Annotated in this window: 23 protein-coding genes; 3 read left to right on the top strand and 20 right to left on the bottom strand. The window is 36.3% G+C overall.

Going from position 1 to position 25,325, the window contains the following annotated elements:
• Positions 1 to 47: 47 nt before the first annotated feature.
• The 12 genes from Q8X41_RS00700 to Q8X41_RS00645 all read right to left on the bottom strand — a co-directional run bounded on the left by Q8X41_RS00700 (position 48) and on the right by Q8X41_RS00645 (position 13,723).
• A complete protein-coding gene (locus Q8X41_RS00700; protein WP_397538355.1) occupies positions 48 to 920 on the bottom strand; it encodes an ABC transporter permease in 873 nt (290 codons plus the stop codon).
• Positions 874 to 1,833 (bottom strand): ATP-binding cassette domain-containing protein, encoded by a 960-nt coding sequence (locus Q8X41_RS00695; RefSeq protein WP_397538354.1) that lies wholly within the window; start codon positions 1,831 to 1,833, stop codon positions 874 to 876. Before Q8X41_RS00695 ends, Q8X41_RS00700 begins: the two co-directional genes overlap by 47 nt.
• Position 1,834: 1 nt before the next feature.
• Positions 1,835 to 2,260 carry a DUF3021 domain-containing protein gene (locus Q8X41_RS00690; protein ID WP_397538353.1) on the bottom strand — a complete coding sequence of 142 codons (426 nt, stop codon included), beginning with the start codon at positions 2,258 to 2,260 and terminating at the stop codon, positions 1,835 to 1,837.
• 1 nt (position 2,261) lies between these two features.
• Entirely contained in the window at positions 2,262 to 2,708 is a 447-nt protein-coding gene (locus tag Q8X41_RS00685) for a LytTR family DNA-binding domain-containing protein (protein WP_397538352.1), read from the bottom strand.
• Between the two features lie 505 nt (positions 2,709 to 3,213).
• A complete protein-coding gene (locus tag Q8X41_RS00680) occupies positions 3,214 to 3,567 on the bottom strand; it encodes a hypothetical protein (RefSeq protein ID WP_397538351.1) in 354 nt (117 codons plus the stop codon).
• Positions 3,568 to 4,043: 476 nt separating this feature from the next.
• Positions 4,044 to 4,262, bottom strand: a complete 219-nt coding sequence (locus tag Q8X41_RS00675) for a hypothetical protein (RefSeq protein ID WP_397538350.1) — start codon at positions 4,260 to 4,262, stop codon at positions 4,044 to 4,046.
• A gap of 12 nt (positions 4,263 to 4,274) precedes the next feature.
• Positions 4,275 to 5,765: an NCS1 family transporter gene (locus Q8X41_RS00670; RefSeq protein ID WP_397538349.1), complete on the bottom strand. Its 1,491-nt coding sequence runs from the start codon at positions 5,763 to 5,765 to the stop codon at positions 4,275 to 4,277.
• A gap of 72 nt (positions 5,766 to 5,837) precedes the next feature.
• The gene (gene preA / locus Q8X41_RS00665) at positions 5,838 to 7,109 is read right to left on the bottom strand and encodes an NAD-dependent dihydropyrimidine dehydrogenase subunit PreA (RefSeq protein WP_397538348.1); all 1,272 of its coding nucleotides are present in this window, start codon (positions 7,107 to 7,109) and stop codon (positions 5,838 to 5,840) included.
• Positions 7,110 to 7,129: 20 nt separating this feature from the next.
• On the bottom strand, positions 7,130 to 8,473 hold the full coding sequence (locus Q8X41_RS00660; RefSeq protein ID WP_397538347.1) for an NAD(P)-dependent oxidoreductase: 1,344 nt from the start codon (positions 8,471 to 8,473) through the stop codon (positions 7,130 to 7,132).
• Between the two features lie 30 nt (positions 8,474 to 8,503).
• The gene (gene hydA, locus Q8X41_RS00655; RefSeq protein ID WP_397538346.1) at positions 8,504 to 9,907 is read right to left on the bottom strand and encodes a dihydropyrimidinase; all 1,404 of its coding nucleotides are present in this window, start codon (positions 9,905 to 9,907) and stop codon (positions 8,504 to 8,506) included.
• Between the two features lie 13 nt (positions 9,908 to 9,920).
• The gene (locus Q8X41_RS00650; RefSeq protein WP_397538345.1) at positions 9,921 to 11,162 is read right to left on the bottom strand and encodes a Zn-dependent hydrolase; all 1,242 of its coding nucleotides are present in this window, start codon (positions 11,160 to 11,162) and stop codon (positions 9,921 to 9,923) included.
• A 980-nt stretch (positions 11,163 to 12,142) separates the two neighbouring features.
• Positions 12,143 to 13,723, bottom strand: coding sequence for a PucR family transcriptional regulator (locus tag Q8X41_RS00645; RefSeq protein ID WP_397538344.1), 1,581 nt, complete (start codon positions 13,721 to 13,723; stop codon positions 12,143 to 12,145).
• A gap of 256 nt (positions 13,724 to 13,979) precedes the next feature.
• Between Q8X41_RS00645 and Q8X41_RS00640 the strand changes: the two genes are divergently transcribed.
• Both Q8X41_RS00640 and Q8X41_RS00635 read left to right on the top strand, forming a co-directional pair.
• Positions 13,980 to 15,515 carry a CoA-acylating methylmalonate-semialdehyde dehydrogenase gene (locus Q8X41_RS00640; protein ID WP_397538343.1) on the top strand — a complete coding sequence of 512 codons (1,536 nt, stop codon included), beginning with the start codon at positions 13,980 to 13,982 and terminating at the stop codon, positions 15,513 to 15,515.
• Positions 15,516 to 15,546: 31 nt separating this feature from the next.
• A complete protein-coding gene (locus Q8X41_RS00635; protein WP_397538342.1) occupies positions 15,547 to 16,908 on the top strand; it encodes an aspartate aminotransferase family protein in 1,362 nt (453 codons plus the stop codon).
• A gap of 141 nt (positions 16,909 to 17,049) precedes the next feature.
• Here Q8X41_RS00635 and Q8X41_RS00630 read toward each other — a convergent pair whose 3' ends face one another.
• From Q8X41_RS00630 to lpdA, 7 genes are all read right to left on the bottom strand, one after another.
• Positions 17,050 to 17,493: a GNAT family N-acetyltransferase gene (locus Q8X41_RS00630; RefSeq protein WP_397538341.1), complete on the bottom strand. Its 444-nt coding sequence runs from the start codon at positions 17,491 to 17,493 to the stop codon at positions 17,050 to 17,052.
• Between the two features lie 51 nt (positions 17,494 to 17,544).
• Positions 17,545 to 17,901, bottom strand: coding sequence for a hypothetical protein (locus tag Q8X41_RS00625; RefSeq protein ID WP_397538340.1), 357 nt, complete (start codon positions 17,899 to 17,901; stop codon positions 17,545 to 17,547).
• Positions 17,902 to 18,008: 107 nt separating this feature from the next.
• On the bottom strand, positions 18,009 to 18,362 hold the full coding sequence (locus Q8X41_RS00620; RefSeq protein WP_397538339.1) for a DUF4440 domain-containing protein: 354 nt from the start codon (positions 18,360 to 18,362) through the stop codon (positions 18,009 to 18,011).
• Between the two features lie 676 nt (positions 18,363 to 19,038).
• Complete coding sequence (locus tag Q8X41_RS00615) at positions 19,039 to 20,289, bottom strand: dihydrolipoamide acetyltransferase family protein (protein ID WP_397538338.1); 1,251 nt, start codon at positions 20,287 to 20,289, stop codon at positions 19,039 to 19,041.
• Between the two features lie 12 nt (positions 20,290 to 20,301).
• Positions 20,302 to 21,333, bottom strand: a complete 1,032-nt coding sequence (locus tag Q8X41_RS00610) for an alpha-ketoacid dehydrogenase subunit beta (RefSeq protein WP_397538337.1) — start codon at positions 21,331 to 21,333, stop codon at positions 20,302 to 20,304.
• 20 nt (positions 21,334 to 21,353) lie between these two features.
• A complete protein-coding gene (locus Q8X41_RS00605; RefSeq protein ID WP_397538336.1) occupies positions 21,354 to 22,346 on the bottom strand; it encodes a thiamine pyrophosphate-dependent dehydrogenase E1 component subunit alpha in 993 nt (330 codons plus the stop codon).
• Positions 22,347 to 22,373: 27 nt separating this feature from the next.
• Positions 22,374 to 23,723 (bottom strand): dihydrolipoyl dehydrogenase, encoded by a 1,350-nt coding sequence (gene lpdA, locus Q8X41_RS00600; RefSeq protein ID WP_397538335.1) that lies wholly within the window; start codon positions 23,721 to 23,723, stop codon positions 22,374 to 22,376.
• A gap of 235 nt (positions 23,724 to 23,958) precedes the next feature.
• On the opposite strand from lpdA, the gene Q8X41_RS00595 reads away from it, so the two are divergent.
• Positions 23,959 to 24,771 carry an MBL fold metallo-hydrolase gene (locus Q8X41_RS00595; protein WP_397540168.1) on the top strand — a complete coding sequence of 271 codons (813 nt, stop codon included), beginning with the start codon at positions 23,959 to 23,961 and terminating at the stop codon, positions 24,769 to 24,771.
• Positions 24,772 to 24,822: 51 nt separating this feature from the next.
• Here the strand turns inward: Q8X41_RS00595 and Q8X41_RS00590 are convergent, their stop codons facing one another.
• Positions 24,823 to 25,269 carry an SRPBCC domain-containing protein gene (locus Q8X41_RS00590; protein ID WP_397538334.1) on the bottom strand — a complete coding sequence of 149 codons (447 nt, stop codon included), beginning with the start codon at positions 25,267 to 25,269 and terminating at the stop codon, positions 24,823 to 24,825.
• Between the last annotated feature and the right edge of the window lie 56 nt (positions 25,270 to 25,325).

Genomic DNA, 25,325 nt, shown 5'->3' with positions numbered 1-25,325 from the left:
TTGCTTTGTGGCATTAATATTCTTTGGAAAAACAAATTTATATTATTTTATTTATTCTTTAATCGGAAAATCAAAATCGATAAAACACAAAATACGATAGCCGCTACTACTATAACCGACAAATGAGCAGTTTGCGTCATGATATGATTTTGCCATTCATAGGTCACCCCATATAAAGACATATACTCTTCCTTCGCTTGTGGTGCTCCCTTAAAGACTTTGTCTAATGAATCACTCATAAATAAATTTCTTAACATGACAGTTGGATGGCTTAAAGGAAAATAGAGCATGAACTTTTGAACGTAGTCAGGAAGTGCACCCATAGGAACATAAACACCACATAAGAACCCAATAACAGTACCGATAATGGTGCTTAATGTTGAAAATGCGGTTTGGGATTCTACTAGAAGCGTACAAAGTAAATTAAAAGTGCTAGCTAATGTGACGGCTAGTAATAAGACGCCTATGATTTGAAGGAAAGTTGAAAAGTCGACCCATTCTCCACCAGAAGAAACAAGGAAAATTTCACAACCTATAAAAGCAAGGATTGAAAATACACTACCGATTACAAATGCATTGATAACATAACTTACAAGCAAAGTACCTCTTGATATGGGCATTGTTAAGAAATCTTCAGCTCTCTTTGTTTCTAAATCGCGCACATAGATTCCAAATGCACCGAGCGTTGTTGTAATAGCAAGAATAGAAAGTAGACCCGCTACCATCCACTCATTAACCATTGATTTTAAATCGGGTGTGACTTTCACCATTTGGGAGATGGAATCTAGTTGTGTCTTCTGAAGAAACAATGCGTAAAGTAAAATTACGATGATGACAGATAATAGTGAGAAAAAGACTGTTGTTCGCTCTCTCCTAAATACTTTCGAGTGTCTGCTTACTAAGCTCATTACTGTTGTCATTAACCATTTCCCCTTCCTCATTAATTCTGATGAACACATCATCCATTGAACCCTTTATGACTTCAAAAGATTGGATTACTTGTTCTACTTCCTTTAATATAGAAAGTGCATCCTTCGTAGATTTTAGAGGTATCACAAATGTATCTTGCTGTTGTTTATATTTATAGGAAGATAAATAATTCGCTCCCTCAACATCCTCTTGAAACACGATGAGCAATTGATCATATGCATACTGTTCTTTGAGCTCATTAGGCGTTCCTTCGGCAACTATAGCACCCTTTTTAATAACGACAATCTCGTCTGCAACCGCTGCTTCCTCCATATAATGAGTTGTCAAAAATACGGTCATATTTGTTTCTTCTTGTAGTTGTTTAATTGCTTGCCAAACAAATTGTCTAGTCTTTGGATCAAGACCCGTTGTTGGTTCATCCAAAAATAGAATGGATGGGCGATGAATAAGTGCACGTGCTATATCCGCACGACGTCTTTGACCACCAGAAAGCTTACCGTATTTTTTCTTTGCAATATCATCTAAATGTAAATGAGTTGCGACAAATTTATAATTTGTTTTCAACGCTTCATGCTTTAAGCCATAGGAAACCCCTCTATGCCAAATATTTTCGTAAACGGTCAATCGCTCATCTAATATGCTATCCTGGAATACAACCCCAATTTCTTTTCGAATCTGATCATTAGCATGATTTGAGCCAATTGTATGCCCCGCAATTTTCACCGTGCCTGCTGTTTTATTAGTTAAAGTACATAAAATATCAATTGTCGTTGATTTACCCGCACCATTCGTTCCTAAAAAAGCAAACAGTGAACCTTGTTTAACTTCAAAAGAAATATCCTTAACCGCTTCAACATCCCGAAAGTTCTTTTTCAAGTTTTGTACTTCTATAGCATTCGTCATTTTACATCTCCTGCCTTTTTTGAAGTAATTCGTTCATCTCTCGAATATCATGCTTTGCTTTTGTATAAAAGAAGAACCAAACAATCGTATAAATAATCAATTCGCTTTTAAAAACATTGATAAAGGACCAAATATTATTAAAATCAAACCAATGACCAAAATACCCTGCAACGCAAACGCAAATTGTGACCAAAATAAAGTGAATGATGATTTGAACAAAATACGATAGTTGTTCAATCTGGTAAATCATAGTACAAATGCCAATAGCAATACCAAGGATTGCGGCTACGATAAGTTGCTCTAATAGTTCTTGCCCGGTTACAGTTGCATTTGTATTTAATACATCTAGTGTAACCATACAGTAAGAGGTACTCAGGCTAATAAGGAAGCCTATTAAACCTGATTGTAACAACCCAAACCCCCACATATTACTCCCTCCCAATCCCCAATTTATTCTTTAAATCTTTTAGATATTTGCGACTAACATGGACAGTTGTTCCATTATGCAAAATTAGTTCTGTTGAGCCAAGTAGATCCAGTTGAAATGATCGAATATGGTCTACATTCACAAGCATCGATTTATTGACACGTGAAAATTGTTTATCAAACATTCTTTCAATCTCAAATAACTTCTTTTTAGACTGATACTCTTCTTCATCTGTTTGAAAATACACTTTCCCAGCTTCGACATAGACAGTGTAAATCTCTGCAACTTTTAACATTCGAATTTCTTGATCAACATAGCCATCGATAACATTTGTCACCGGTGTTTTTAGTTGCTTCATTAACTGTTCAACTTCTTCGTCAAAGCTGTGTGCATTTATGTGAACTTCAATTTCTTGATATTTGTCATCCAATGTGACATTAACCTTCATCAGCCGCTCCCCTTTCTTCACTTTGAATATAACATATAAAATTCTGTATTTTCTTATTTTTTATTAAGAGGATAAAATTTTGGATTAAGTGGTTGTTTTTGTATACTAAGTTGCATTTCCAAAAAAGTTTACATAAGAAAAAGCTGATTTGTCCTAGGACTGATCAGCTTTTTTAATTAATTTCTTATTTGAATCAATTTCATAAATCCTTTTCTAGTAAAAAAATACGAATTTTTTCTTAGTAAACAGCTCAATAATTCGGATAATATTTCATTCCCAGTATTTACTTAGTATGCCGCTCCAGATGGCGCTTTCCGCGGGCGAGCGTTGAGCCTCCTCGGAAGCACGTACCGTGATTCACTGCGGGGTCTCACCTGTCTCGCTTTCCCGCAGGAGTCGCCATCTTCCGCTTCATAGACAATCTTCTAATAGATTTGGCAAATAACAATGGCACATTTAATGTTCGTGTTTTTTATCAAATCTTTGAATTATGAAATTGACTCATTTATAATCCTGTTTTAATTTCTACTTTTATATCATCCATATTCATTTTTTTCGCAATCTCATTAATTTGTTTTTTTATTTCCACTTGATTTTTTACGATAAATTCCTGATCCTTAACTTTTACTGTGAGTATCCGTTCATCAGGAGAAAAACTTAATACTAATTCTCCGTAATTTTTTTCTAATTCTTTATAAAGTGTTTCTAATAGTTCCTCTACTCTATAATGTTCATCCATAGATACAGCCATACTTTGAACTAACGTTTGTTCATCATGCTTAATTTTAATTGAAGTAAACCAAATAATTATTGCACTTGAAATTATAATACCTAGAAGAATAAGTCGTTTTTTCCTCATGCCTACTTTGACCTCCAAACAAAATTGTTCTTCCTTCAATAGTATGTTTGGATAAACTTTAGCAGAACTTGGGACAAATTGTCGTAAAACAGAAAATAAATTCTCTTTAGTTTTAATATAGCCTTATTCGTTATGCTTTTTCAGTTGCAATTCGAACGCCGTTTAAAACAAGTACTATCCCTGTAGTTTTGTTAATTGCGATTTGGATGCTTGGTTTCATGAAGCATTTGCGAATTTCATTAATAATCGAAATGACAATTGTAAGCCTGACAATAGATAATACAACTAGAATAAATGCTAGTAAAACAAGCTATATTAGCTGACGGATTAATAAATTACAGTATTAATTTCACATATTTACTCACATAACATGCGTATTTTTCATTTATCTTTACATGTATTTGTAAACAAAAAAGACCAAAAGCAATACCGATTTTATTCGGTGATGCTTTAAGTCTTTGAATTACATTTGAAGTTTACTTTTGTGGCTGCTTATTTAGTTGCTCTTGTAACTTTACTGTCAGGTATTTACGAGCTTCAGCAGTTGTAATGTTCAGTTCTGTCTGCTGATTTTCAAATTCAAGAACTACTTGAGCACCATCTAAGTTTTCAGTTATTAATTCAATCAGATATTGCTGATTTAAGAGTGCATCAAGTTGCGCAATTTCAGCAGCTACTTGCACATATTCTGACATATGCTCCCTCCTCTATTGGTGTTTTACATCTGTAGATATATTTTGTGCTACTTCAGGTACAAATGCTGGTTCTTCATACGGATCTATCGTCCAACTATTTCCAACTGTAATCCCTAAATATTTCCCATCATCAGGATCCAATATTTCTTGTTGTGGATACTTTTTAAACCACCAATATTTCGCAAGAATATAATATAATACTGCTCCTACGAAAAATCCAATTAATGATGAATACGTTGGGAAAATATTTGCTATGATTCCACCAATGATCCAAGAGATTAACCCCGCTAGATTAAAACCTCCCAAATATCTAAATTGACCATTTGACTCATATAGACCTTGTACATTAATACGGCGTTTACGTAACAGATAATAATCAGCAAATAATATACCAACGATCGATGTTAAGATTCCACCAATAATGAGAAGGACAGAATTTAACATTTCAAATAAACTCCATGGCTGTGATAACGTTCCGATAATACCCGCAATCACTACTCCAACCCAGAAAGGTACACGTGGACCACCGATATTTGAGAATATCGTGGCTGCAGGAATCACGTTTGCAGATGTATTTGTTGACCATTGTGCCAGGACAATCATTAATAATAAGATTGCTAAGATAAAACCACTTGCTGATTGCTGTAATGCGTTAATCGGATCAGCCGACTTTACTGCCATATAACATACTGCACCGATTACAATCATGAATGTATTAACAATTGGCATGATAATCAGTGAACCAACAAGTTGTGTCCGGTTACGTTTAAACCAATTTCGTTCATTGGCAGGAGCTTTAAAAAAGCGTGATAAGGTAGGCATATCAGCAGCAAGGGTTGCCCAGAAGCCCATATTTGCCATCACGACAATCATAAAAGCTGTAAATGCTGCCATACCAGTAGTTGGTGATTCTACCCAAGACCATACACTTTTCCCTGTGGCTTCTGCTTTATCTGCTAATGTAATATACATCCAACAGGATATTAAAATAATGATTGGAGCTGCTAAATCGGCAAACCGTTCAATCGATTTAATGCCAAGTGATGTATTAAAGAGCTGCAATGCTGCAAATAAAAAGAAACAAATGAACCAATTATCAAAACCAAATAGAATGTTTAATATTCCATTTATCGCAAGCGCACCAAAGTACGTATTGATTCCGAACCAGCATGAAGCTGTAAAACCACGCATGAACGATGGCAAATGTGTCCCAAATGTACCAAATGGTGCACGCATATAGACAGGGAAAGACAAACCATGCTCGATTCCAATATCACCAATGAGCACCATGAAAATCCCTATAAGAAGCGATCCAACTAGTGTGGCTACAATTAGCATAGGCATTGATAAATGAATAATGCCTGCTGCACCAATTGCGAATGCTGCAAGTACGATGGCCATTCCAATCCAAATTACTGAAAATCCAAATGCACTAATCTTTCGTTGATCATGAGTAATTGGCAACAAATCTGGAGACTTTAAATAATCATTGTTATTGCTCATTTTTTGATAACCTCCATATTCGAATATTCAATTGGCTTTAGAATTTGGCAACCTTGCATTTTTCCAAACTGACTAGTTACTTGCAAATGATTTAAGCATCGCTTGGCGCTCGTTCCATGTCATTGCAGGTACAGTATGAGGCAATTCTTTCATTGAAATTGCACCATCTACTGGGCAAACAATTGAACATAAATTACAACCCACACAATCTTCTTCACGTACTTTAAGCATCGGCTTGCCTGTATCCTCATCCATGTAACGCTCAATACATTGATGCGAGGTGTCTTCACATGCAATATGACACTTGTTACAATTAATGCACACATCATTGTTAATATTCGCGACAATTTTATAATTTAGATCAAGGTCACCCCAATCAGAATATTTTGGTACCGAACGACCGACTAAGTCCATTACAGAAGCTAGTCCTTTTTCATCTAAATAATTATTTAAACCATCAATCATATCTTCAACAATGCCAAATCCGTGATGCATAGCTGCAGTACATACTTGCACGCCTGTTGCACCCATCAATAAGAATTCAGCTGCATCTTGCCAATTTGAAATACCTCCGATACCAGAAATCGGTACGTTTATATGGGAATTTCTTGCACACTCCCCGACCATATTTAGTGCAATTGGTTTAACAGCTGGACCACAGTAACCACCATGAGCGCCTTTTCCCGCAACATGCGGGATTGTATTCCACGTATTCAAATCGACTCCTGCTAAACTATTAATTGTATTGATCATACTAATTGCATCAGCCCCACCCTGTACAGCAGCTTCTGCTGTAACAGTAATGTCTGTAATATTGGGTGTCAATTTGACAATCACAGGTTTAGTCGCTGCTTCTTTCGCCCATGCGGTTTGCTTTTCAACGAGTGCTGGTACTTGGCCAGATGCAGAGCCCATCCCACGTTCTGCCATCCCATGTGGACATCCGAAATTCAACTCGAACCCATCTACTCCAACTGCTTCAACACGCTTTACAATTTCATGCCACTTTTCTTGTTTTGGCTCTACCATAAGTGATGCAATAATGGTGTGATTCGGAAATCTCTTTTTTGTTTCATAGATTTCTTTTAAGTTTACATCTAGAGGACGATCTGTAATCAATTCGATATTATTAAACCCCGCAACACGTTGACCATTAAAGCTTACTGCAGCAAAACGAGATGAAACATTTAAAATAGGATCTCCTAATGTTTTCCAAACAGCACCACCCCAACCTGCTTCAAATGCACGCTGCACCTGATATCCTGAGTTTGTCGGTGGTGCAGATGCAAGCCAAAATGGGTTTGGTGATTCAATACCGGCTAAGTTAATTCGTAAATCTGCCATAATAGTCCCCCCTCAAGGAATTACGCGATTTCGGATATACTTTCAATTTGTCGATGAATTGCATATGCACAATCTTTTCCTTGTTGTGCAGCTGATACAACAGTTGCATCACCATAACCATTTCCATAGATTACATCGCCACATGCGAAAACCTTTGGGTTAGATGTTTGTAACGTTTCTTGATCAACCTCTACAATTCCTCGTTTATGCTCAAGACCAAACTGTTCGATTAATTCCATATGCCGTGTCTGTCCGATTGCTCGAATAACTGCATCTACTTGAATGATGAAATTTGACTCTTTGATTTCATGGAGTTTCGCTTTCCCCTCAACTTCCTCACCTAGCTCCATTCTTACGCACTCTAATCCAATGACATTGCCTTCATTATCACTTATAATACGTTTTGGTAAAGATAGCCAACGGAATTCAACGCCTTCTTGTTTTGCAAAATCATATTCAAACGGATATGCCGTCATTTCATTTGCAGTTCGACGATAGATAATTTGTACTTGTGCAGCTCCCAATCGAATCGAGCATGTCGCTGCATCAATCGCTGTATTACCTGCTCCTATGACAGCTACGCTTTTACCAACAAAGTCTCTTGTGATTACATTTTTTGTACTTTTTACAAAGTCGATGGCATCGTATACACCATTTAACGTTTCACCTTCAATTTCGAGATTTGGTACTGTATTCATACCAACTGCAATCAGTATGCGATCGTAGTTATTGACCAGTTCGTCTACTGAAATATTGTCTCCAACACGATGATTTGTTTTAATTTCTACTCCAAGTTTCTTTACCTGCTCGACTTCCCATTGAACAATATGCTGTGGTAGACGAAATGAAACAATGCCATATTGATTTAAGCCACCAGCCTCTGCATCTGCTTCATAAATTGTGACAGAGTAGCCTAATCGACACAGTTCACGTGCTGCCGATAGCCCTGCAGGACCACTTCCTATAATGGCTACTTTCTTGCCATTACTTGGTGCAGCTTCAAACAATGCGACTTCATTTTCTCGAGCCCAATCAGTTGCATGACGTTGTAAATCACCAATTTTAATTGGCTTTTCAGCATGGTTAAGTACACATGCGCCTTCACAAAGTTCTTCTGTTGGGCAAACACGTGCACAGCTAGCACCAACTGGATTTGCATCCAAAATCACTTGAGCAGAGCCTTTTAAATTACCCGATGCAATTTTTTTAATAAAGCTAGGTACATTAATACTTGTTGGACATGCTTTTATACATGGTGCATCATAGCAAAATAAACATCGGTTCGCTTCTTCAAGAGCAGCGTATTGCGTTAAACCACCATGGGCTTCATCAAAATTCTTTTCCAATGAGCTCAACTCTTTCATAGCTATTGCCCCCTGTTATTTTGTTGTGTTTTATTTTGTAATTACTGGTTTTTCTTCTTTTTTCACTTCACGTCGAATATATTGGCCACTTCCAAGTTTACCAACAAACTCTTTGTCCTTAATGACAAATTCACCACGACTTAATACACTAACCGGCTCACCTTTTACTTCAAGGCCTTCAAACGCATTATAATCCACATTCATGTGATGTATTTCTGCAGAAATCACTCGTTCTACATCTGGATCAAATAAGACGATATCTGCATCTGAACCAATTGCAATTGTTCCTTTTTGCGGGAACAAACCAAATGTTTTTGCAGCACTAGTTGATACTAAATCAACAAATTCATTTAATGTAATTCGTCCCTTCGCGGCCCCCTCAGAATAAAGAACACTTAAGCGATCTTCGATGAACGGACCACCATTTGGAATTTTAGAGAAATCCTCCTTGCCGAGTTGCTTTTTACCGTTAAAGCTGAATGAGCATTGATCAGATCCAATTGTTTGTAATTGTTTTGCCTTTAATGCATTCCAAAGAACTTCTTGATGTTCTTTTGGACGAAGTGGTGGTGACCAAACATATTTTGCTCCCTCAAAGTTTGGTTTTTCTAGTGCCGTTTGATCAAGCACTAAATAAGGAGGGCATGTCTCGCCATAAACTTGGTAGCCTTTCTCACGTGCACGAATGATTTCATCTACTGCTTCTTTGCAAGTTACATGTACAACATATAACTTAGCACCTGCAAGATTTGCTAATTCAATCGCACGTTTTGTGGCTTCGCCTTCCAATTGAGGTGGACGAGTAAGTGCATGATAAATTGGTTCTGTGTGTCCCAATGATTTTGCTTCTTCCACTAATTCATCGATGACAGAACCATTTTCACAGTGCACCATCACAATAGCATCTTTTTCTTTCCCTACTTTAAACGCTTGGAATAATGTACGATCAGTAGCTTGGAATTCCTTTGCATAAGCCAAAAATACTTTTACAGAATTAATACCAGCAACCTCTAATGCTTCTGGAAGCTGATTTAATGTATCTTCTGTTAAATCAGCAATCATCAAATGGAAACCATAGTCAATGACTGCCTTATCCTTCGCTTTGCTATGCCACTTATCGACCGCATCTAGTAATCTAGCTTCACCAGTAGTTAGGCAAAAATCTAGTATTGTCGTCGTTCCACCGAACGCAGCCGCAATAGTACCAGATTCCCAATCATCATCAGTTACAGTGTTATTAAATGGCATGTCTAAGTGTGTGTGGGGATCAATTCCACCTGGGAAAACGTATTTTCCAGTCGCATTGATGATTTCTGCACCTTGTGATTTAATACCTTGTCCAATTTCTGTAATTTTGCCGTCCTCGATTAATAAATCTGCTACATACTGATCTGCTGCTGTTACAATTGTTCCACCTGTAATAATTTTTTTCATACTGTTAGCTCCCTTACAATGTTTTCAATTCTTGTTTTGAAATTTTTTGTTGTAAAGCAAGTACCGTACTCAGTAAAACATTTGCTCCTTTAGCACAATCTTCGAAGTTTGTTAACTCTTCCTCACAGTGACTTTTCCCCTTCACACTTGGTACGAAAATCATAGCAGAAGGAATATAACTTGCCATAAATTGCGCATCATGTCCTGCACCACTATACATACGTTTGTACGAGTAGCTATATTCCTCACATGCATTTTGAACATGGGCACAAATGGATTCATCAAATTCTACAGTATCTCGACTCCATAATTTCTCAAAGGAAACTCGACAGCCATTTTCTTCTTCTGGTAAACCGAAAATAACCTCTTCAACTTCCTTTATCTTTCTAGGATCTTGATGACGCGCTTCTAAAGTAAAAACAACTTTATTTGGAATGACTGTATGAATATTTGGCGTTACGTTGACACGCCCCATTGTAAAGACTAATTCATCATCAATATCACTTAATTGTTTACGCATTTCTGTAATCAAATCTGTTGCTAAAAAGAATGGGTCTTTTCGTAATTTCATTGGAGTTGTACCAGCATGATTTGACTCACCAGTAATTGTTATTTCATAACACACCATACCTAGAACGCCTTCAACAACACCGATTTCAAGCTCTTCACTTTCAAGTACTGGACCTTGTTCAATATGCAACTCTAAATATGCAAGCGCTTTCTTTAATCTATTCGACTCATCACCAACATAGCCACTTGCTTCAAGTGCATCTTTAAATATCACACCATTTTTGTCTGATGAGCGCAGCATTTTTTCCTTTTCAAACTTATTTGCTAAAACGCCTGAACTCATCATCGCTGGGTCGAATCTCGCCCCTTCTTCATTCGTAAAGTTCATGACAACAATTGGTGCATCCAACTCTTGTTTGTGATCAATTAATGTTTTAACGACTTCAAGTCCTGTTAAAACACCTAAAACTCCATCAAACCGTCCGCCTTTTTCTACTGAGTCTAGATGTGAACCAATAACGATTGGAGGCATGTCCTTTTTACCCTCAAGTTTTGCATACATATTCCCCATATCGTCCCAAACTACATCTAACCCTAATTCTTCACAACACTTGCGAAAATAGTTTCTTGCCTGCACATCTTCTTGTGAGAAACAAAGCCGTGTTACACCATTATTTGGTGTCTTACCAAACGAACTAAACTCATTAAGCGTTCCTTCAAGTCTACTCTTGTTACACGTATACATGAGATATCCCCCTCAATTGGTTTATTCCCTAATAAGCTTTAAATCACAACGATGAAAGAATTTTTAGAAAATTTAGATTAATTATAATTTGGTAGCTTATAAAATGTCAATCTATCGGGCATTAAAATAGTATGAGGCAATTTATGTATATATGATTTTTGATTTTCCCCAAAGTAACTTGTAGTATAACCGCCACTAAGGAGAGTACTGAAAAAAGTGTAATAATAAAAATATTCACAGAATATATATCTGCTATTGAATGAAGTGGAATTAGCTCCGCTTTCCGTGGGCGAACTGACAAGCCTCCTCGCTGCGCTGCGGGGTCTCGTCTAGCTCGTTTTCCCACAGGAGTCTCCGCTAATTCCACTTCAACGAAGATAGCTATACCAGATTTGTATCATGAATTTACTTCTATTTTTACTTTTTCAGTACACTCCCACTGAAATCCTGCAGCGTCCCGCTTTTCCCGCTGGAGTTGCCGCTCTCCACTCCAATCAACTCGCGTTGCCCAATCGAAAATCTTACTCAAGAACTTACTCAAGATATAAAAAACGGAAATATTTACTTTATAATTAAATGAACAGACTTCAGGTCCTGTCTCATGATTTCAAATCAAGAATCCGTAAACTTAAGCCCTTATGGCAAAGAAAGCTATAATTAATCCTAAAGATAACATGCTTCACCATATCAATGATCTTCGTCGACTATTCACTTATCCTAGAATAACTTAAAACAACAAACTGTTTAGATAATGGACGCAATGTAATTCCACCAAATGGAAATCCAAGGTGTTATAACGATATTTGCAGTCAGTCTCAAACGAAATTTGAAATTACTGCATGAAAAAAGGAAAAATAAACAAAGAAATCCGGCACTTTTTGTTCAACATCGAACTAATAGTACCGGATCTTGATTTTAAAAAACCTAACCCTTTTAAAACCGAAAGTTTTCAGCGCCTTTTACTTAAGTGAAATCTTACTTTATCTATTTTTTTCATCTGAACCTTCAATTAATGTATTTGCAAGAAGCATGAATTCAAGTGTAATACGATTATGACCGGACATAAACTCTTTACCTAGCAATGTCTCAAGCTTTTTCAAGCGGTGATACAGTGTTTGACGAACGATAAAGAGTTGATTGGCTGTTTCTTGCTTGGAACCATTTGTTCGTAGATAAACTTCTAATGTTTCCATCAATCGTCCGTTATGTTGCTTGTCATATTCGATAATTGGATGTAAATAATCATTGACGACCTCTTTTAAATTCACTTGCATTTGCAGTTTGTAAATTAAATGAAAAAGGTGTAAATCATCATAAAAATAAGAGTTCGTCTTTACTTTACGGCAAATATAAAGTGTATCTAATGCTGTTTGATAGCTCTTCGAGATTTCTGATATGCAAGAAACAATTTTGCCAACTGCAAATTGGTAGCCCTTTCGCTGTTGTTTCACATAAAATTCAGAATCCTTTAATGCCTTGATGATTTTATTTAAATAAACTCTCGTTGTTTGCGAACCTTGCTTATTTAATAAAATAAAAACAATGTAGCTTTTACGTTCAAATAAGAATGGCACAAATCCATTCCGTTCAAATAAATTTCGATAATATAGTTTGCTATACACTATGTCTTCATGCGATTTATGGATTGCTTGAGGTGAAGATAATATAAATACTGTCCCACCATTGTTCTCATAATTAGCTTGATGTGAAAGCACATATTTATATATTTCTTCTTTTTTAAGCTTATCGTCAATCCAATACGATAATGTCTGTGCATCTTCAATATCACGCTTTTCCTCAATATAGAATGCACGCATCAAAATTTGGGCAAGTGCTGTTGCAGTACGATCAAAAATTAACATCTCAAATTCTGTAAATACACCATTTTCTTTAAAGATCGTCATATCTGCATAATGCTGATCAAGAATAAAAATTGGTTGTCGTTTCATTAAATCCTCATTTTCAAGCCGTTTTAGAAAATCTTGACGTTTTTTTTGTGTCATATTAGGATAAAAAATCGTCTCTCTTCCCTGAATATCGAGCATTATTTGACTGTTTAAATGACTGTGCATATTTTTTAAAATACCATCGATGTTTTGATCGCTTAAAGCACCTTTATTCAGTTGTTGAGAATAAGCTTCAAGCGTAGAAATCATTAAATACTGTTGATTCATGATTACATTATGTAAATCCTGTGTGATACTGACGAACGATACGACTTCATGAAAAACAATAATTGGAAAGTCATGAGTATTTGCTAACGCAATAACTTCTTTAGGGATTGATCGAATGTAACTTCCGTATTCAATACATAAGCCAGCACAATTGGAATCAATTAATGATTTTACAAAAACTAAAAATTGCTGATTACTTTCTTTTAAGCTAATCCCAGTCGTTAAGATCAGTTCATGACCAGCTAATAAGTTTTCAATTTGGACAATCTCGACTACATGAACCCATTTAAACATCTTTTGTAATCCATTTTCCCCTGCAACCACTTCTGCACTTTTAAATTGTTGACTTTTCATCGCATCTTTTACTTGCAATGTATATTGAATCACTTGTAATCCCCCAATCACCCCTAAACGTATTCAGCACTGCCCATCTAGTTAATTCTCTATTATTCTAATTAAATGCATTTTTTTCTAGTTTATATCATCTTAACACTTTTTACGATTAGTAAAACTTCAGAAACTTTTATTTAACGTTTTGTCTATTCGTATATCATAGGAAAATTGTTAGACTTAAATCGAACAATATTTCAAAAATGAAAACCTAGATAAATGAATCAAACTAATAGGAAGAGGTGCTTTTATTATGACAGTTGAACAAAAAGTAAAAACATTAGCTCATTTTATTAATGGTGAAGAGGTAATTGGCGCAAGTGCTCGTTATTCAGAAGTCTATAATCCATCAACAGGTGAAATCATTGCCCAAGTTCCACTAGCTTCAAAAGAAGAAGTTCAAAATGCAATCGAACTTGCAAAGAAAGCTTTTCCTGCTTGGAAAAACACTTCTATCGGCAAACGTGTTGAAATCGTACACCGTTTCCGTCAGTTATTAGTTGAACGAGAAGAAGAGCTAATTGATGTAATCTGTGAAGAGAGTGGAAAAACAAGAGAAGATGCAAAAGGTGAGATTGTCCGAGGCATCGAATCAGTCGATATGGCAATCGCTGCTCCTCAAATGTTAAAAGGAGAGTATTCCGTAAACGTTGGTGGGAATATTAACGCCTTTTCTACAAAATCACCTCTAGGCGTTGTAGCTTGTATTGCACCATTTAACTTCCCTGTTATGGTACCACTTGCGATTACAAGCATGGCAGTTGCAGTTGGTAATGCAGTGATATTAAAACCTTCTGAACGTGTACCTATCTCTGCTCTATTTATAAGTAATTTATGGAAAGAAGCAGGACTACCAGCTGGTATTTGGACTGTTATTAACGGAGATAAAGATGCAGTAAATGAGCTTTTAGAAAACAAAACGATTCAAGCCATTTCATTTGTTGGCTCTACCCCTGTTGCCGAGTATATTTACCAAACAGGTACAAAAAACAATAAACGTGTAGCTGCATTCGGCGGCGGTAAAAACTTCATGATTGTTATGCCAGATGCCAACCTTGAACAAACGGCTAATGCGTTCCTTGGAGCCGCTTATGGTGCAGCTTCTCAACGCTGTATGGCGATTTCAGGAGCAATTGCAGTAGGTGCTGAAACTGAAAAAAAATTCATCGAAATCTTAAAAGAAAAAATCGCGAACTTAAAAGTTGGGCCATATACAGATCAAGCGGTTGACTTTGGACCAGTTATTACAAAACAATCGAAAGATAACATTATCAAACATATTGAACTTGCTATTGAAGAAGGTGCTAGTGTAGCGGTTGACGGCCGCACTCCAAGTATTTGCGAAACATCAAATGGATTCTATTTAGGACCAACTTTGCTTCATGATGTAAAACCAGAAATGACGATTTATAAAGAAGAAGTGTTTGGACCTGCTCGTATCGTTGTCGGAGCTGATACATTGCAACAAGCAATTGACCTTATTAATGATCACGAACTAGGTAACGGTGTAACAATCTTCACAAACAGCGGTCCTGCTGCTCGTAAATTCCAAGAAGAAATCGAAGTTGGAATGGTAGGTATCAATGTACCTATTCCAATTCCAGTTGGCTATCACAATTTTGGTGGCTGGAAACGCTCCAAATTTGGTGAAGGTCATATGTTTGGACCAGATCAAGCTCGTTTCTTTACAAAAGCAAAAACCATTTCAGAAAGATGGCCAGATGAATCAGAAGACACGACTACTTCATTTGCCTTCCCTAGTAATGATGAACTGAAAACAAATAAGTAAGTTGAATTAAATAACTAAAGGAGTGAAGACTTTGGTAAAAACAAATACGAATAACGATATTTTAGAAAAAGATGAGCAATATGTATGGCATTCTATGAAGCCATACAACCCTCAAGCAACCTATGTTGTAAAAGATTCGTTCGGTGCAACTGTTGTCGATACTGATGGCAATCAATATATTGATGCAATGGCAGGTTTATGGTGTGTCAATGCTGGATATGGTCGTGAAGAAATCGCTAAAGCCGCTTATGATCAAATGTTAAGAAATCCATATTCCCCTCTTTCTCAAGGGCATGTCCCTGCAGTAGAATTAGCAGAGAAAATCAACGATATGCTTGGAGGTGGCTATGTCGTATTCTTCTCAAATAGTGGTTCTGAAGCAAATGAAACTGCATTTAAAATCGCACGTCAATATCACCAACAAAAAGGTGAAAATTCGCGCTATAAAATTATTTCGCGCTATCGTGCCTACCACGGCAGCTCATTAGGTTCATTATCTGCTACAGGTCAAGCAGAACGCAAATATAAATACGAACCTCTTGCACCAGGCTTTATCCATGTTGCTCCACCTGATATGTATCGTCAACCAGAAGATGCTTCACTTCTACCAGAACAATTAGCAAGTGTTCAGGCTGTGGATCAAACCATGACATGGGAGTACAGTGGTACAATTGCTGCAATGATTTTAGAACCTATTATTACAGGTGGTGGTGTTATTATGCCACCGGATAATTATTTAAAAGGTATTCAAGAAGTATGTAAAAAACATGGCGCATTAATGATTGTCGATGAAGTTATTTGTGGCTTCGGCCGTACAGGTAAGCCTTTTGGATTTATGAATTACGATGTGCAACCTGATATTATAACGATGGCTAAAGGCCTAACAAGTGCTTATTTACCGCTCTCTGCAACTGCTGTAAAACGTGAAATTTTTGAAGCTTTTACAGGAACCGATGCATATGACTATTTCCGTCATGTCAATACTTTCGGTGGTTCCCCAGTTTCATGTGCAGTAGCACTTAAAAACATTGAAATTTTCGAACGTGAAAGTCTATTTGAACGATCTGCAATCAAAGGTGATGAAGTTCTCGCAACACTTCGCGAAAAACTTGACGATCACCCAAATGTAGGCAATATTCGAGGCAAAGGGCTATTAATCGGCATTGAACTTGTAGCAGACAAAGCAACGAAACAGCCACTCGCTGCAGAGAAAGTAAATGCCATTATTGCAGACTGCAAAAAGAATGGCGTTCTAATTGGAAAAAATGGTGCAACAGTAGCTGGATTTAACAATGTTTTGGCACTTTCACCACCTTTAAATATTTCTCAGGAAGATATTGATAAAGTTGTGACTACTCTAGTGAATAGCATTAAGAATATTGATTCAGTGTAAGAAGCTTTTAATTTTTTTGAGTTTCTACCTATTTAAATATTCACTATGTACCCTCTAAATAATTGGATAACGATGGGGCTGTCCATTAACTGGATCAGCCCCTTTTTGATATTTTATTTTTGAAATTTAACAAAAGCTTTCTCAACCTAAGTCTTTAACCATTGTATAATAGCTGCTTCCAGGTGGATAATCTTTGATTTCACCAACTACTTTATATCCTTTTAATTCATAAAAAGTACGCGCTTGAAACTCAAATGTAGTTAATAATGCCTTTTTTGCACCTTTCTCTTTAGCGATTTGTTCCGTTTTTTCAAGTATTATCCCTCCTAGACCCTTTCCCCTAAATTCTTCTTGAAACCAAAAATTGTTGATTTCCACCCAGCCCCAATATACATCGGCATTTACCCCACCAACCCACTCTTTTCGTTCATCTGAAACAATGATATTTATTGATTGTACGGATTCTTTTTTTCTTACCTCTTTATGATGAATTGAATGTTTATTATTAAACTCTCTTATCATCTTTTCTAGAAAAGATGAAAATTCATTATCCTTTTTCAAAGAGACTTCTATATTATAGTTCATCTTTTATCTTCCTTTATCAGATTTTAAGAGCAAGAAATTAAAGCTTTTTTATTAATTGCAATATTTTTTCAACACTTTTTCCTTTAAGTACATATACTGATTCTCATTACAGTCCATAAGTGCTTCTCTTCGGTTAGAAGCAATATCTTCATATAAAATAGATTCACTAAATTGTGACACGGTAAAATCATAACGTTTATGTTCAATCATATTGTAAAAATGCCATCCCTCAGGTAACTTTGTTTTTAAAATTTGACCACCCAATAGATCATTGACAACTAAAGCTGTTACTCCACATTGTCCTTTTGCAGGATTATCACTACACCATTTTGAACTTGATGCTAATGACCAAGAACTCGCCAATGCACTTTTGAGACATTCAATATTTTGTGAATTAAGTTCATTCATTCTATTTTTCCTTTCACAGAAAATATTTTTCAGGTGATTTAGGTTAACTCTAATTGATGAATATAGATCTTCATACAACCGAATCCTCAGTCATAAAGCCGACTCCATCAATCACTTGTTTTCGTTCCTTGATGAAATACCATTTTCCATCTTCCTTCACTAAGTTTCCAAATAGAGCTACGTATGGAATGTTGTTTGCTTTCTACATTATAAATACGATATGTAGCTAACACTATTTCTTCAGATAATGGATGAATTTCAAAATTACTTAGAGTCATCTTTACTACAGCTATACCATCCTGTGAAATCCCCTCATTTTTGTACAATATCTTTCCGGAACTTCCGAATTCAAAAAAATTTTCTGAAAGTAAATTACTAAGTTCTGTTTGAGAGCTCCGAATTTCAGGTTTTAAAAGTTTTTCTTCTAATTGAAGAATGTGCTCTTTTAATGAATAATTCATATGTAAGGACACTCCCTATCTTTTTAAAAATTATTATACAAATGAATCAATTTCATAAGTCCATTTTCGGTTTTTAAATCCGGACATTTCAACACATTAACTTTTCACTATTTAGATTTGGATGTTCCGCTACAGACGGCGCTTTCCACGGGCTTGGCTTCAATCTCCTCGGGCCAACACGATGTTGGTCACGAAGCCGTTGCCACAGGACGTGGCGTTCTTAGGCTTTGTTCCTTAAAAGATGTGCTCCTGCATCGCTTCGCTAGCTTCGTCGCAAGAAATTCTTTTTAACAAAAGAATTTCTTCCTGCGGGGCTTTCAGCTCAAGCTTTTCCCGTAGGAGTCGCAGTCTTTCGCTTCACAATTAATAATATTGGATACCATTAAATGTTCGTATATTTCATATGAATTTTGCATTATGAAATTGAATTAAATAAAGATAATAGCAAAAAAAGAAGGTATCCCTTAAGTTTTAATAGAAAATCTTTAATAGATTGTTATAAAAATGGAGATATTTATTAGGCATTAAATTAGCACCCCCGCTTTATATCAAGCGCGAGAACGAACCGTGTGAGACAACGCAACTGGCTCATTCGGTTTGTGCGCTTAGAGGGGGTGCTTAGCAGAATAATTTTTCGAATGTTTTTTATCCAAGTAAGAAGGTTACTTTTTACGATTTAAATTACTAACAACATTGGATTTTCTAAATAATAAACAACATCTTCTAAAAAGGCAGCAGCTTCGCTTCCATCAATAATTTGATGATCGAAAGTTAAGCTTAATGGCATTTTCAGTTCATAATACGGTTTGCCTTTTTTGTCTAAGCTTACTTCTTTTACTAAAGATCCTAACCCTAGAATACCTGTTTCGGGAGTATTTAGGATTGGTGTAAAGTATTCGACCCCACTTGTACCTAGATTAGTAATTGTGAATGTAGATCCTGTTAAGTAAGCACCGCTTTCACCATTTCTTGCCTTTTCAGTAACAGTAGCCATATTCTCTGAAATTGTCGAAAGAGATAGCTTATCTACATTATGAATTACCGGTACCATTAGGCCGTTACGAACTGAAGTGGCAATACCTAAATGTACTTCATTATGTTCGATATATGATCCATTTGAATACGTAGAATTCATTTGTGGGTTCTTCTTTAGTGCTAATGCAACAGCTCGCGCAACAAATACCGTATATGTAATCGGTATTTCAACATTTGCTTGTTGTAATTTTTGTTTTAATTTATTGCGGAATTTCGCAAGTTTATCCAATGATGCTTTGCGATGTAATGTTAATTGAGCTGTAGATACCATACTTTTATGCATTCGTTGCGCAATAATTTTACGCATTCCAATTAATCCTTCTCCAATGTTGAGTTCTGCAGCTACAAATTTTTCAATTTGTTTTTCTTCTGGAGTCGAAGCTACATTTACTTCAATTGTATCATCTAAACCTTTGTCTAATACGCGTTCAATATCACGTTTTGTGATTCGGCCATTTCCGCCTGTCCCTCGAACAAATTGTAGTTCGATATCGTATTCTTTTGCTAACCGTTTAGCTAATGGCGAAGCAAAAATACGTTCTCCATCTGCTCTTTTTTCAGATTCCTGTTGGGTAATGTTTTCTACTTTAAGCACCTTAATATCTTGTTTAGTAATTTCTATTTTTGAAGTTGCTGCAGTGATTCCTATTTCTGCAGATTCATCTATTAAGCCGATCACGCCTTTTACAGGGATATCCTCATCCACTGTTGCGATTATTTTGGTTAAGTAACCATCTGCTTCCGCTTCCACTTCCATCGTCAGCTTTTCAGAAGCAATCAGGCAAATGACGTCGCCTTTTTTCACAGCATCGCCTTCTTTTTTATACCATTCTTGCACAGTACCTTCTGTCATTGTTAGTCCTAATTTAGGCATTAATACTTCTGTTGCCATGATGGTCCCCTCCTACTTCACTTTTTTTAAATCAAAGATTAATTCATCTGCAACCTTTAATACTTTTTCTGCATTCGGTAGGTATAGTTGTTCTAGGTTTATAGCAAATGGTACGGGACTATTAGGAGCACATACAGTTTTGATTGGGCCATCCAAATAATCAAATGCACGGTCGCCAATAATAGAAGCAATATCTGTTGCCGTATTGTTATGCGGATTCGCTTCATCAATTACAATTAAGCGGCCTGTCTTTTTAACAGATTCAAGAACTGTTTCTTGATCCCATGGTGCTACTGTAAGAAGGTCTATCACTTCAACTTCTATGCCTTCTTCTGCTAATTTGTCTGCTACTTCTAAACCGACATATAGCATTTTGCCAATCGTCACGATTGTTAAATCGGAACCAATACGTTCGATATGCGCTTTTCCAATATCTACTTTGTAATATTCCTCTGGCACTTCACCCTTAAGTCCATAAAGAGTTTTATCTTCAGAATAAATGACGATATTGTTATCTTCTATCGCAGAAAGTAATAACCCTTTTGCATTATATGGGTTAGAAGGTACAACTACTTTGACACCTGGAATCGCGCCAAACATTCCATATAAAGATTGAGAATGTTGAGCTGCTGCACTTGCACCTGCACCATGTGTTGTACGGATAGTTAGAGGAATTTGTGCTTTTCCTCCAAACATATAACGCATTTTAGAGCCTTGACATAATATCATATCTAAGCAGAAGCCAATGAAATCATTAAACATTAATTCAGCAACTGGACGTAATCCCGTTGCCGCTGCACCAACTGCAGCACCGATATAACCATTCTCCGAAATCGGTGTATCAATCACTCGTTCACGACCAAATTGTTGGACAAGGCCTTTTGTAACACCAAATACGCCTCCCCATGCGTCCTCATTTTCAAAACCATCCACTTTTGCTCCACCAGCAATATCTTCGCCCATTAATATAACCTTATCGTCATTTGTCATCGCTGTTTGCATAGCCTCGTTAATCGCTTGCATCATTGTGATTTTTCTTGTCATGATCTGTACACTCCCTTTTATTAGTCTGCGAATACGTCTGTTAACAAAGATTCAGGTTTTGGAACTGGACTGTTTTGTGCAAATTCGACTGCATCTTCAATCGTTTTTACTGACTTCTTCTCAATGGCAGTAGCTTGTTTTTTTGTTAATAAACTATTTTCAATAGCATATTGTTTAAACAGATTTAATGGGTCTTTGTCCACTGGGTGTAATTTCTTTTCATCTTTTGTTTTATATTTTTGTTCGTCACCTTCAAAATGACCATAGTTTCGATACGTAATGCATTCGATTAAAGTTGGCCCACCACCGTTGCGAGCACAATCAATCGCTTCTTTTGACGCTGCATAGACAGCCGTTAAGTCATTGCCATCCACTCTTATTCCAGGAATATTGTAAGCTTTAGCTCGGTCAGCAATTGTTTTTGAAGCACTTGTATAACGAATTGGTGTCGCTTCAGCAAAACCGTTATTTTCACAAACAAAGACTACTGGTAGATTCATAGAGGCAGCCATATTAATACCTTCATGGAATGTTCCTTCGTTTGATGCACCATCTCCAAAGAAGCAGACAGCAACACTTTGGTTATTCAGATATTTACTTGTAATCCCTGCTCCAACAGCAATTGGGAATCCACCACCAACGATACCATTCGCCCCAAGCATCCCCTTATCAACATCCGCAATATGCATGGAACCGCCTTTTCCTTTACATAGGCCATCTTCGCGACCATAGATTTCTGCCATCATACCATTAATATCGCACCCTTTCGCGATACAATGACCATGACCACGGTGAGTTGAAGTGATGTAATCGGCATCTGTTAAGTTTGCACAAACACCTGTTGCAATTGCTTCTTCACCTGCATATAAATGTACGAAACCAGGGATCAGTCCAGCTGAGAAATGCTTATGCAATGTATTTTCAAAGTTTCGGATATTGTGCATTGTTTCATAAGCCCATAAAGCCTTTTCTTCTGTTAACTGTACTTCTTGTATTGCTTTGTTTGTTGTCATCCTGAATTCCTCCTTTTATTGTTCAATCTATGCATGAATCGCTGTGCCTAATAAAGCATCTGCGGTTTCACCAATCTGTTCAGAAATACTTGGATGCGGGAAAATGACATCGGACAATTCATTTATTGTCCCTTCTGCTCCATACGTTGCTAAAATAGAGTTCATCATTTCCGTAGCGCCTTCTCCCACAACGATTGCTCCTAATATTTCACCAAATTCTTGGTCTACAATCATTTTGATGAAGCCCTCTATGTTTCCTTCAGCCATTGCTTTTCCATTTGTTGAGAGTGGTACTTTCTTCACTTTTACATGCTTGTATCCTGCAGTTATAGCTTGTTCTTCTGAGTATCCAAACGAAGCAATTTCAGGGATTGTATAGACACATCGTGGAATACTTTGTGGCTTCACCATTTCACCTTGTCCACTATGGATATAATCCACAGCATGTAATCCTTCTGCTGATGCTGCATGTGCTAGCTGGTAACCCCCAATTAAGTCGCCAATCGCAAAAATATGATTTTGCGACGTTTCATAATGCTGATTTACTTTCACATATTTCCCATTCATTTCTAAACCTAAAGATTCAGCAATTTCAACATTTGGCTGTCTTCCAGTTGCAACAAGCAAATTGGTATATTCAACTAAATCGTTATCTAACACTACTTCATTTTTACGTACGGATTGGATCTTCACATTTGTTTTATATTTAATGCCAATTTTATTCATTTTGGTTTTAATAACAGTTCTTGCATCAACGTCTTCTGTTAGTAAAATATCTGGAGCTACCTCTAAAATTGTTACATCTGTGCCTAAAGGTGCAAGGCTAAATGCTAACTCTACGGCAATAACACCTCCACCGATTATCACCAATTTTTTTGGTAGTTCCTCTAAATCAAAAAATGTATCCGTTGTTTCATAGTTGATATTGTGTAAACCATCAATTGGTGGAACAAATGGTCTACTACCCGTTGCTAGAATAATATCTTTTGAGTAAAAACTTTTTCCAGCTACATAAACAGTATTCCTTTGATCAACCTTTGCTTCACCTTCAATAAATGTGATGGCATTCTTTTTAATCAATCCTTGAACACCTAATATAAGGCTATTAACTACTTGGTCTTTTCTCTTCTTTAACTTTCTAAAGTTAATCCTTTCAATATTCGCTTCAATTCCCCAATCATTTGCTTTTTTAATATCTAAAGCCAGATGGCTATGTTTCAACATGACTTTTGATGGGATACAACCTACGTTTAAGCATGTTCCACCTATTTTATGTCTTTCAGCTAGAGCAACAGATAACCCCATCTGAGCTGCATGAATTGCAGCAACATAACCTCCAGGACCTGCACCAATAATAGTAAGATCAAAACTTTTCATGTATGCTTCACCTCATCTTGATTGATGGTACCGTTTACATTTTCAAATTACCATATAACCGAAACTATAACAATAAATGACTGAAAACTTCCATTTTTTCGACAATAAAATTACTTATTTTGTACATATGTCGAATTAGAAGCTCCTATTCAAAAATATTTACGTTTGAAATAATTTACTTACCGCCTAAATTTTTGTAAAATCTTAATAACATAAAGGAGAAGATTAAATGATGATGATTTTAAAGAAAACAGTAGTGACAGAGGAGTTAAATGGAGTGCAGAGCATTAATGGTACTTTGTCATTTCAAGGGGTTACTTTGAATGTTTATTCTTATGTCACAGATGGAATACTCATAGATACAGGTGGAAAAAGGTTACAAAAACAATTTGCGCCTTTTCTACTTGAACAAGATTATGATCAAGCATGGATTACCCATCATCATGAAGATCATACTGGTGGTGCAGCTTTTATAATGGAAACTCGCAATGTTCCCGTTTTTATTCATAAAATGTCTATAGAGGAAGCCAAAGGTAAACCTGACTATCCTTTATATCGTCAGCTTTTTTGGGGTAGACGTAAAGCATTTGAAGCCCTACCTTTTTCAGATACTATGAAATCAAGAAGTGCTACGTGGGATATTATTGAAACACCTGGACATTCTAATGATCATCTTGCCTTTTTAAATCGTCAAACTGGTCAACTTTTCACAGGAGATTTGTATGTCACTCCTAAAACAAAAGTTATTATGCAAGATGAAAGTATTCCAACAATTATCAATTCATTGGAGCGTGTATTAACTTATGATTTTGAAGATGTCTTTTGCCAACATGCAGGTTTAGTACAAAATGGTCGTAAATTGCTCATTCAAAAGAAGGAATATTTAGAGGATATTCAGCATCAGGTATTAAAGCTTCATGATGAAGGCTATTCGAATAAAGAAATTCAACAGAAACTCTTTCCAAGGAAATATCCAATTACAACGTTTTCTTCTGGTGATTGGGATTCGCTTCATATTATTGAGTCTGTGTTGGTCAATGCAAATTAAAACGATTCCTTTATAGGGAATCGTTTCTGCTATTTATGAATATTTTTCTACCTATTGCATCTCAAATACTTTTCGATACTCTTCATATTTATTTTTCCACAGTTCATCATCTACTACTTCACCCGTTTCTTCAGCTAGATGGCGAATTTTTTCAATACAAACATACCAGCCAGCTAAATCCTTTGGTGTATGTTTAACAATTTCATTTAGCGTTTCAAAGAACACTAGTTCCGTAAAACCATCCTTCTCAATCAATTGAAAATCGACGGTATTTCCCGCCCATTCAAAACCGATTAATTTTTTGTTTTCCTTTCGAAAAACGTTTAACTTCATGTCCATATTTCCATCAAACCATCGGTAATATCCGAGGGCATCATCCTCATGATAGCTCATTTCAGGAAACCATTTTTTGATTTCATCATTATTTGTTAATTCGGTCCAAACTTTTTCTGGCAAAGCTTTAATCTCTTCCTTAATTTCAAATTTCAATTTCCCCATCAGATTATCCCCCCAACTTCTATACTACTTTCATTCCATCCTACTTGAAAAAATAT

Source organism: Rummeliibacillus pycnus (genome assembly GCF_044359855.1).
In the GTDB taxonomy this organism is placed as follows: domain Bacteria; phylum Bacillota; class Bacilli; order Bacillales_A; family Planococcaceae; genus Rummeliibacillus; species Rummeliibacillus pycnus_A.
Note: the sequence above shows the minus strand (reverse complement) of the source record. Positions and strands in the feature narration are given on the sequence as shown.

Coding starts and splice junctions, on each gene's coding strand:
- Q8X41_RS00630 (WP_397538341.1), bottom strand. CDS start 17,493: ATGAACTATAATATAGAAGTCTCTTTGAAAAAGGATAATGAATTTTCA.
- Q8X41_RS00680 (WP_397538351.1), bottom strand. CDS start 3,567: ATGAGGAAAAAACGACTTATTCTTCTAGGTATTATAATTTCAAGTGCA.
- Q8X41_RS00650 (WP_397538345.1), bottom strand. CDS start 11,162: ATGTATACGTGTAACAAGAGTAGACTTGAAGGAACGCTTAATGAGTTT.
- Q8X41_RS00615 (WP_397538338.1), bottom strand. CDS start 20,289: ATGGCAACAGAAGTATTAATGCCTAAATTAGGACTAACAATGACAGAA.
- Q8X41_RS00690 (WP_397538353.1), bottom strand. CDS start 2,260: ATGTGGGGGTTTGGGTTGTTACAATCAGGTTTAATAGGCTTCCTTATT.
- preA (WP_397538348.1), bottom strand. CDS start 7,109: ATGGCAGATTTACGAATTAACTTAGCCGGTATTGAATCACCAAACCCA.
- lpdA (WP_397538335.1), bottom strand. CDS start 23,723: ATGAAAAGTTTTGATCTTACTATTATTGGTGCAGGTCCTGGAGGTTAT.
- Q8X41_RS00595 (WP_397540168.1), top strand. CDS start 23,959: ATGATTTTAAAGAAAACAGTAGTGACAGAGGAGTTAAATGGAGTGCAG.
- Q8X41_RS00620 (WP_397538339.1), bottom strand. CDS start 18,362: ATGAATTATTCATTAAAAGAGCACATTCTTCAATTAGAAGAAAAACTT.
- Q8X41_RS00675 (WP_397538350.1), bottom strand. CDS start 4,262: ATGTCAGAATATGTGCAAGTAGCTGCTGAAATTGCGCAACTTGATGCA.
- Q8X41_RS00610 (WP_397538337.1), bottom strand. CDS start 21,333: ATGACAAGAAAAATCACAATGATGCAAGCGATTAACGAGGCTATGCAA.
- Q8X41_RS00605 (WP_397538336.1), bottom strand. CDS start 22,346: ATGACAACAAACAAAGCAATACAAGAAGTACAGTTAACAGAAGAAAAG.
- Q8X41_RS00625 (WP_397538340.1), bottom strand. CDS start 17,901: ATGAATGAACTTAATTCACAAAATATTGAATGTCTCAAAAGTGCATTG.
- Q8X41_RS00660 (WP_397538347.1), bottom strand. CDS start 8,473: ATGAAAGAGTTGAGCTCATTGGAAAAGAATTTTGATGAAGCCCATGGT.
- Q8X41_RS00695 (WP_397538354.1), bottom strand. CDS start 1,833: ATGACGAATGCTATAGAAGTACAAAACTTGAAAAAGAACTTTCGGGAT.
- Q8X41_RS00590 (WP_397538334.1), bottom strand. CDS start 25,269: ATGGGGAAATTGAAATTTGAAATTAAGGAAGAGATTAAAGCTTTGCCA.
- Q8X41_RS00670 (WP_397538349.1), bottom strand. CDS start 5,765: ATGAGCAATAACAATGATTATTTAAAGTCTCCAGATTTGTTGCCAATT.
- Q8X41_RS00640 (WP_397538343.1), top strand. CDS start 13,980: ATGACAGTTGAACAAAAAGTAAAAACATTAGCTCATTTTATTAATGGT.
- Q8X41_RS00685 (WP_397538352.1), bottom strand. CDS start 2,708: ATGAAGGTTAATGTCACATTGGATGACAAATATCAAGAAATTGAAGTT.
- Q8X41_RS00700 (WP_397538355.1), bottom strand. CDS start 920: ATGACAACAGTAATGAGCTTAGTAAGCAGACACTCGAAAGTATTTAGG.
- hydA (WP_397538346.1), bottom strand. CDS start 9,907: ATGAAAAAAATTATTACAGGTGGAACAATTGTAACAGCAGCAGATCAG.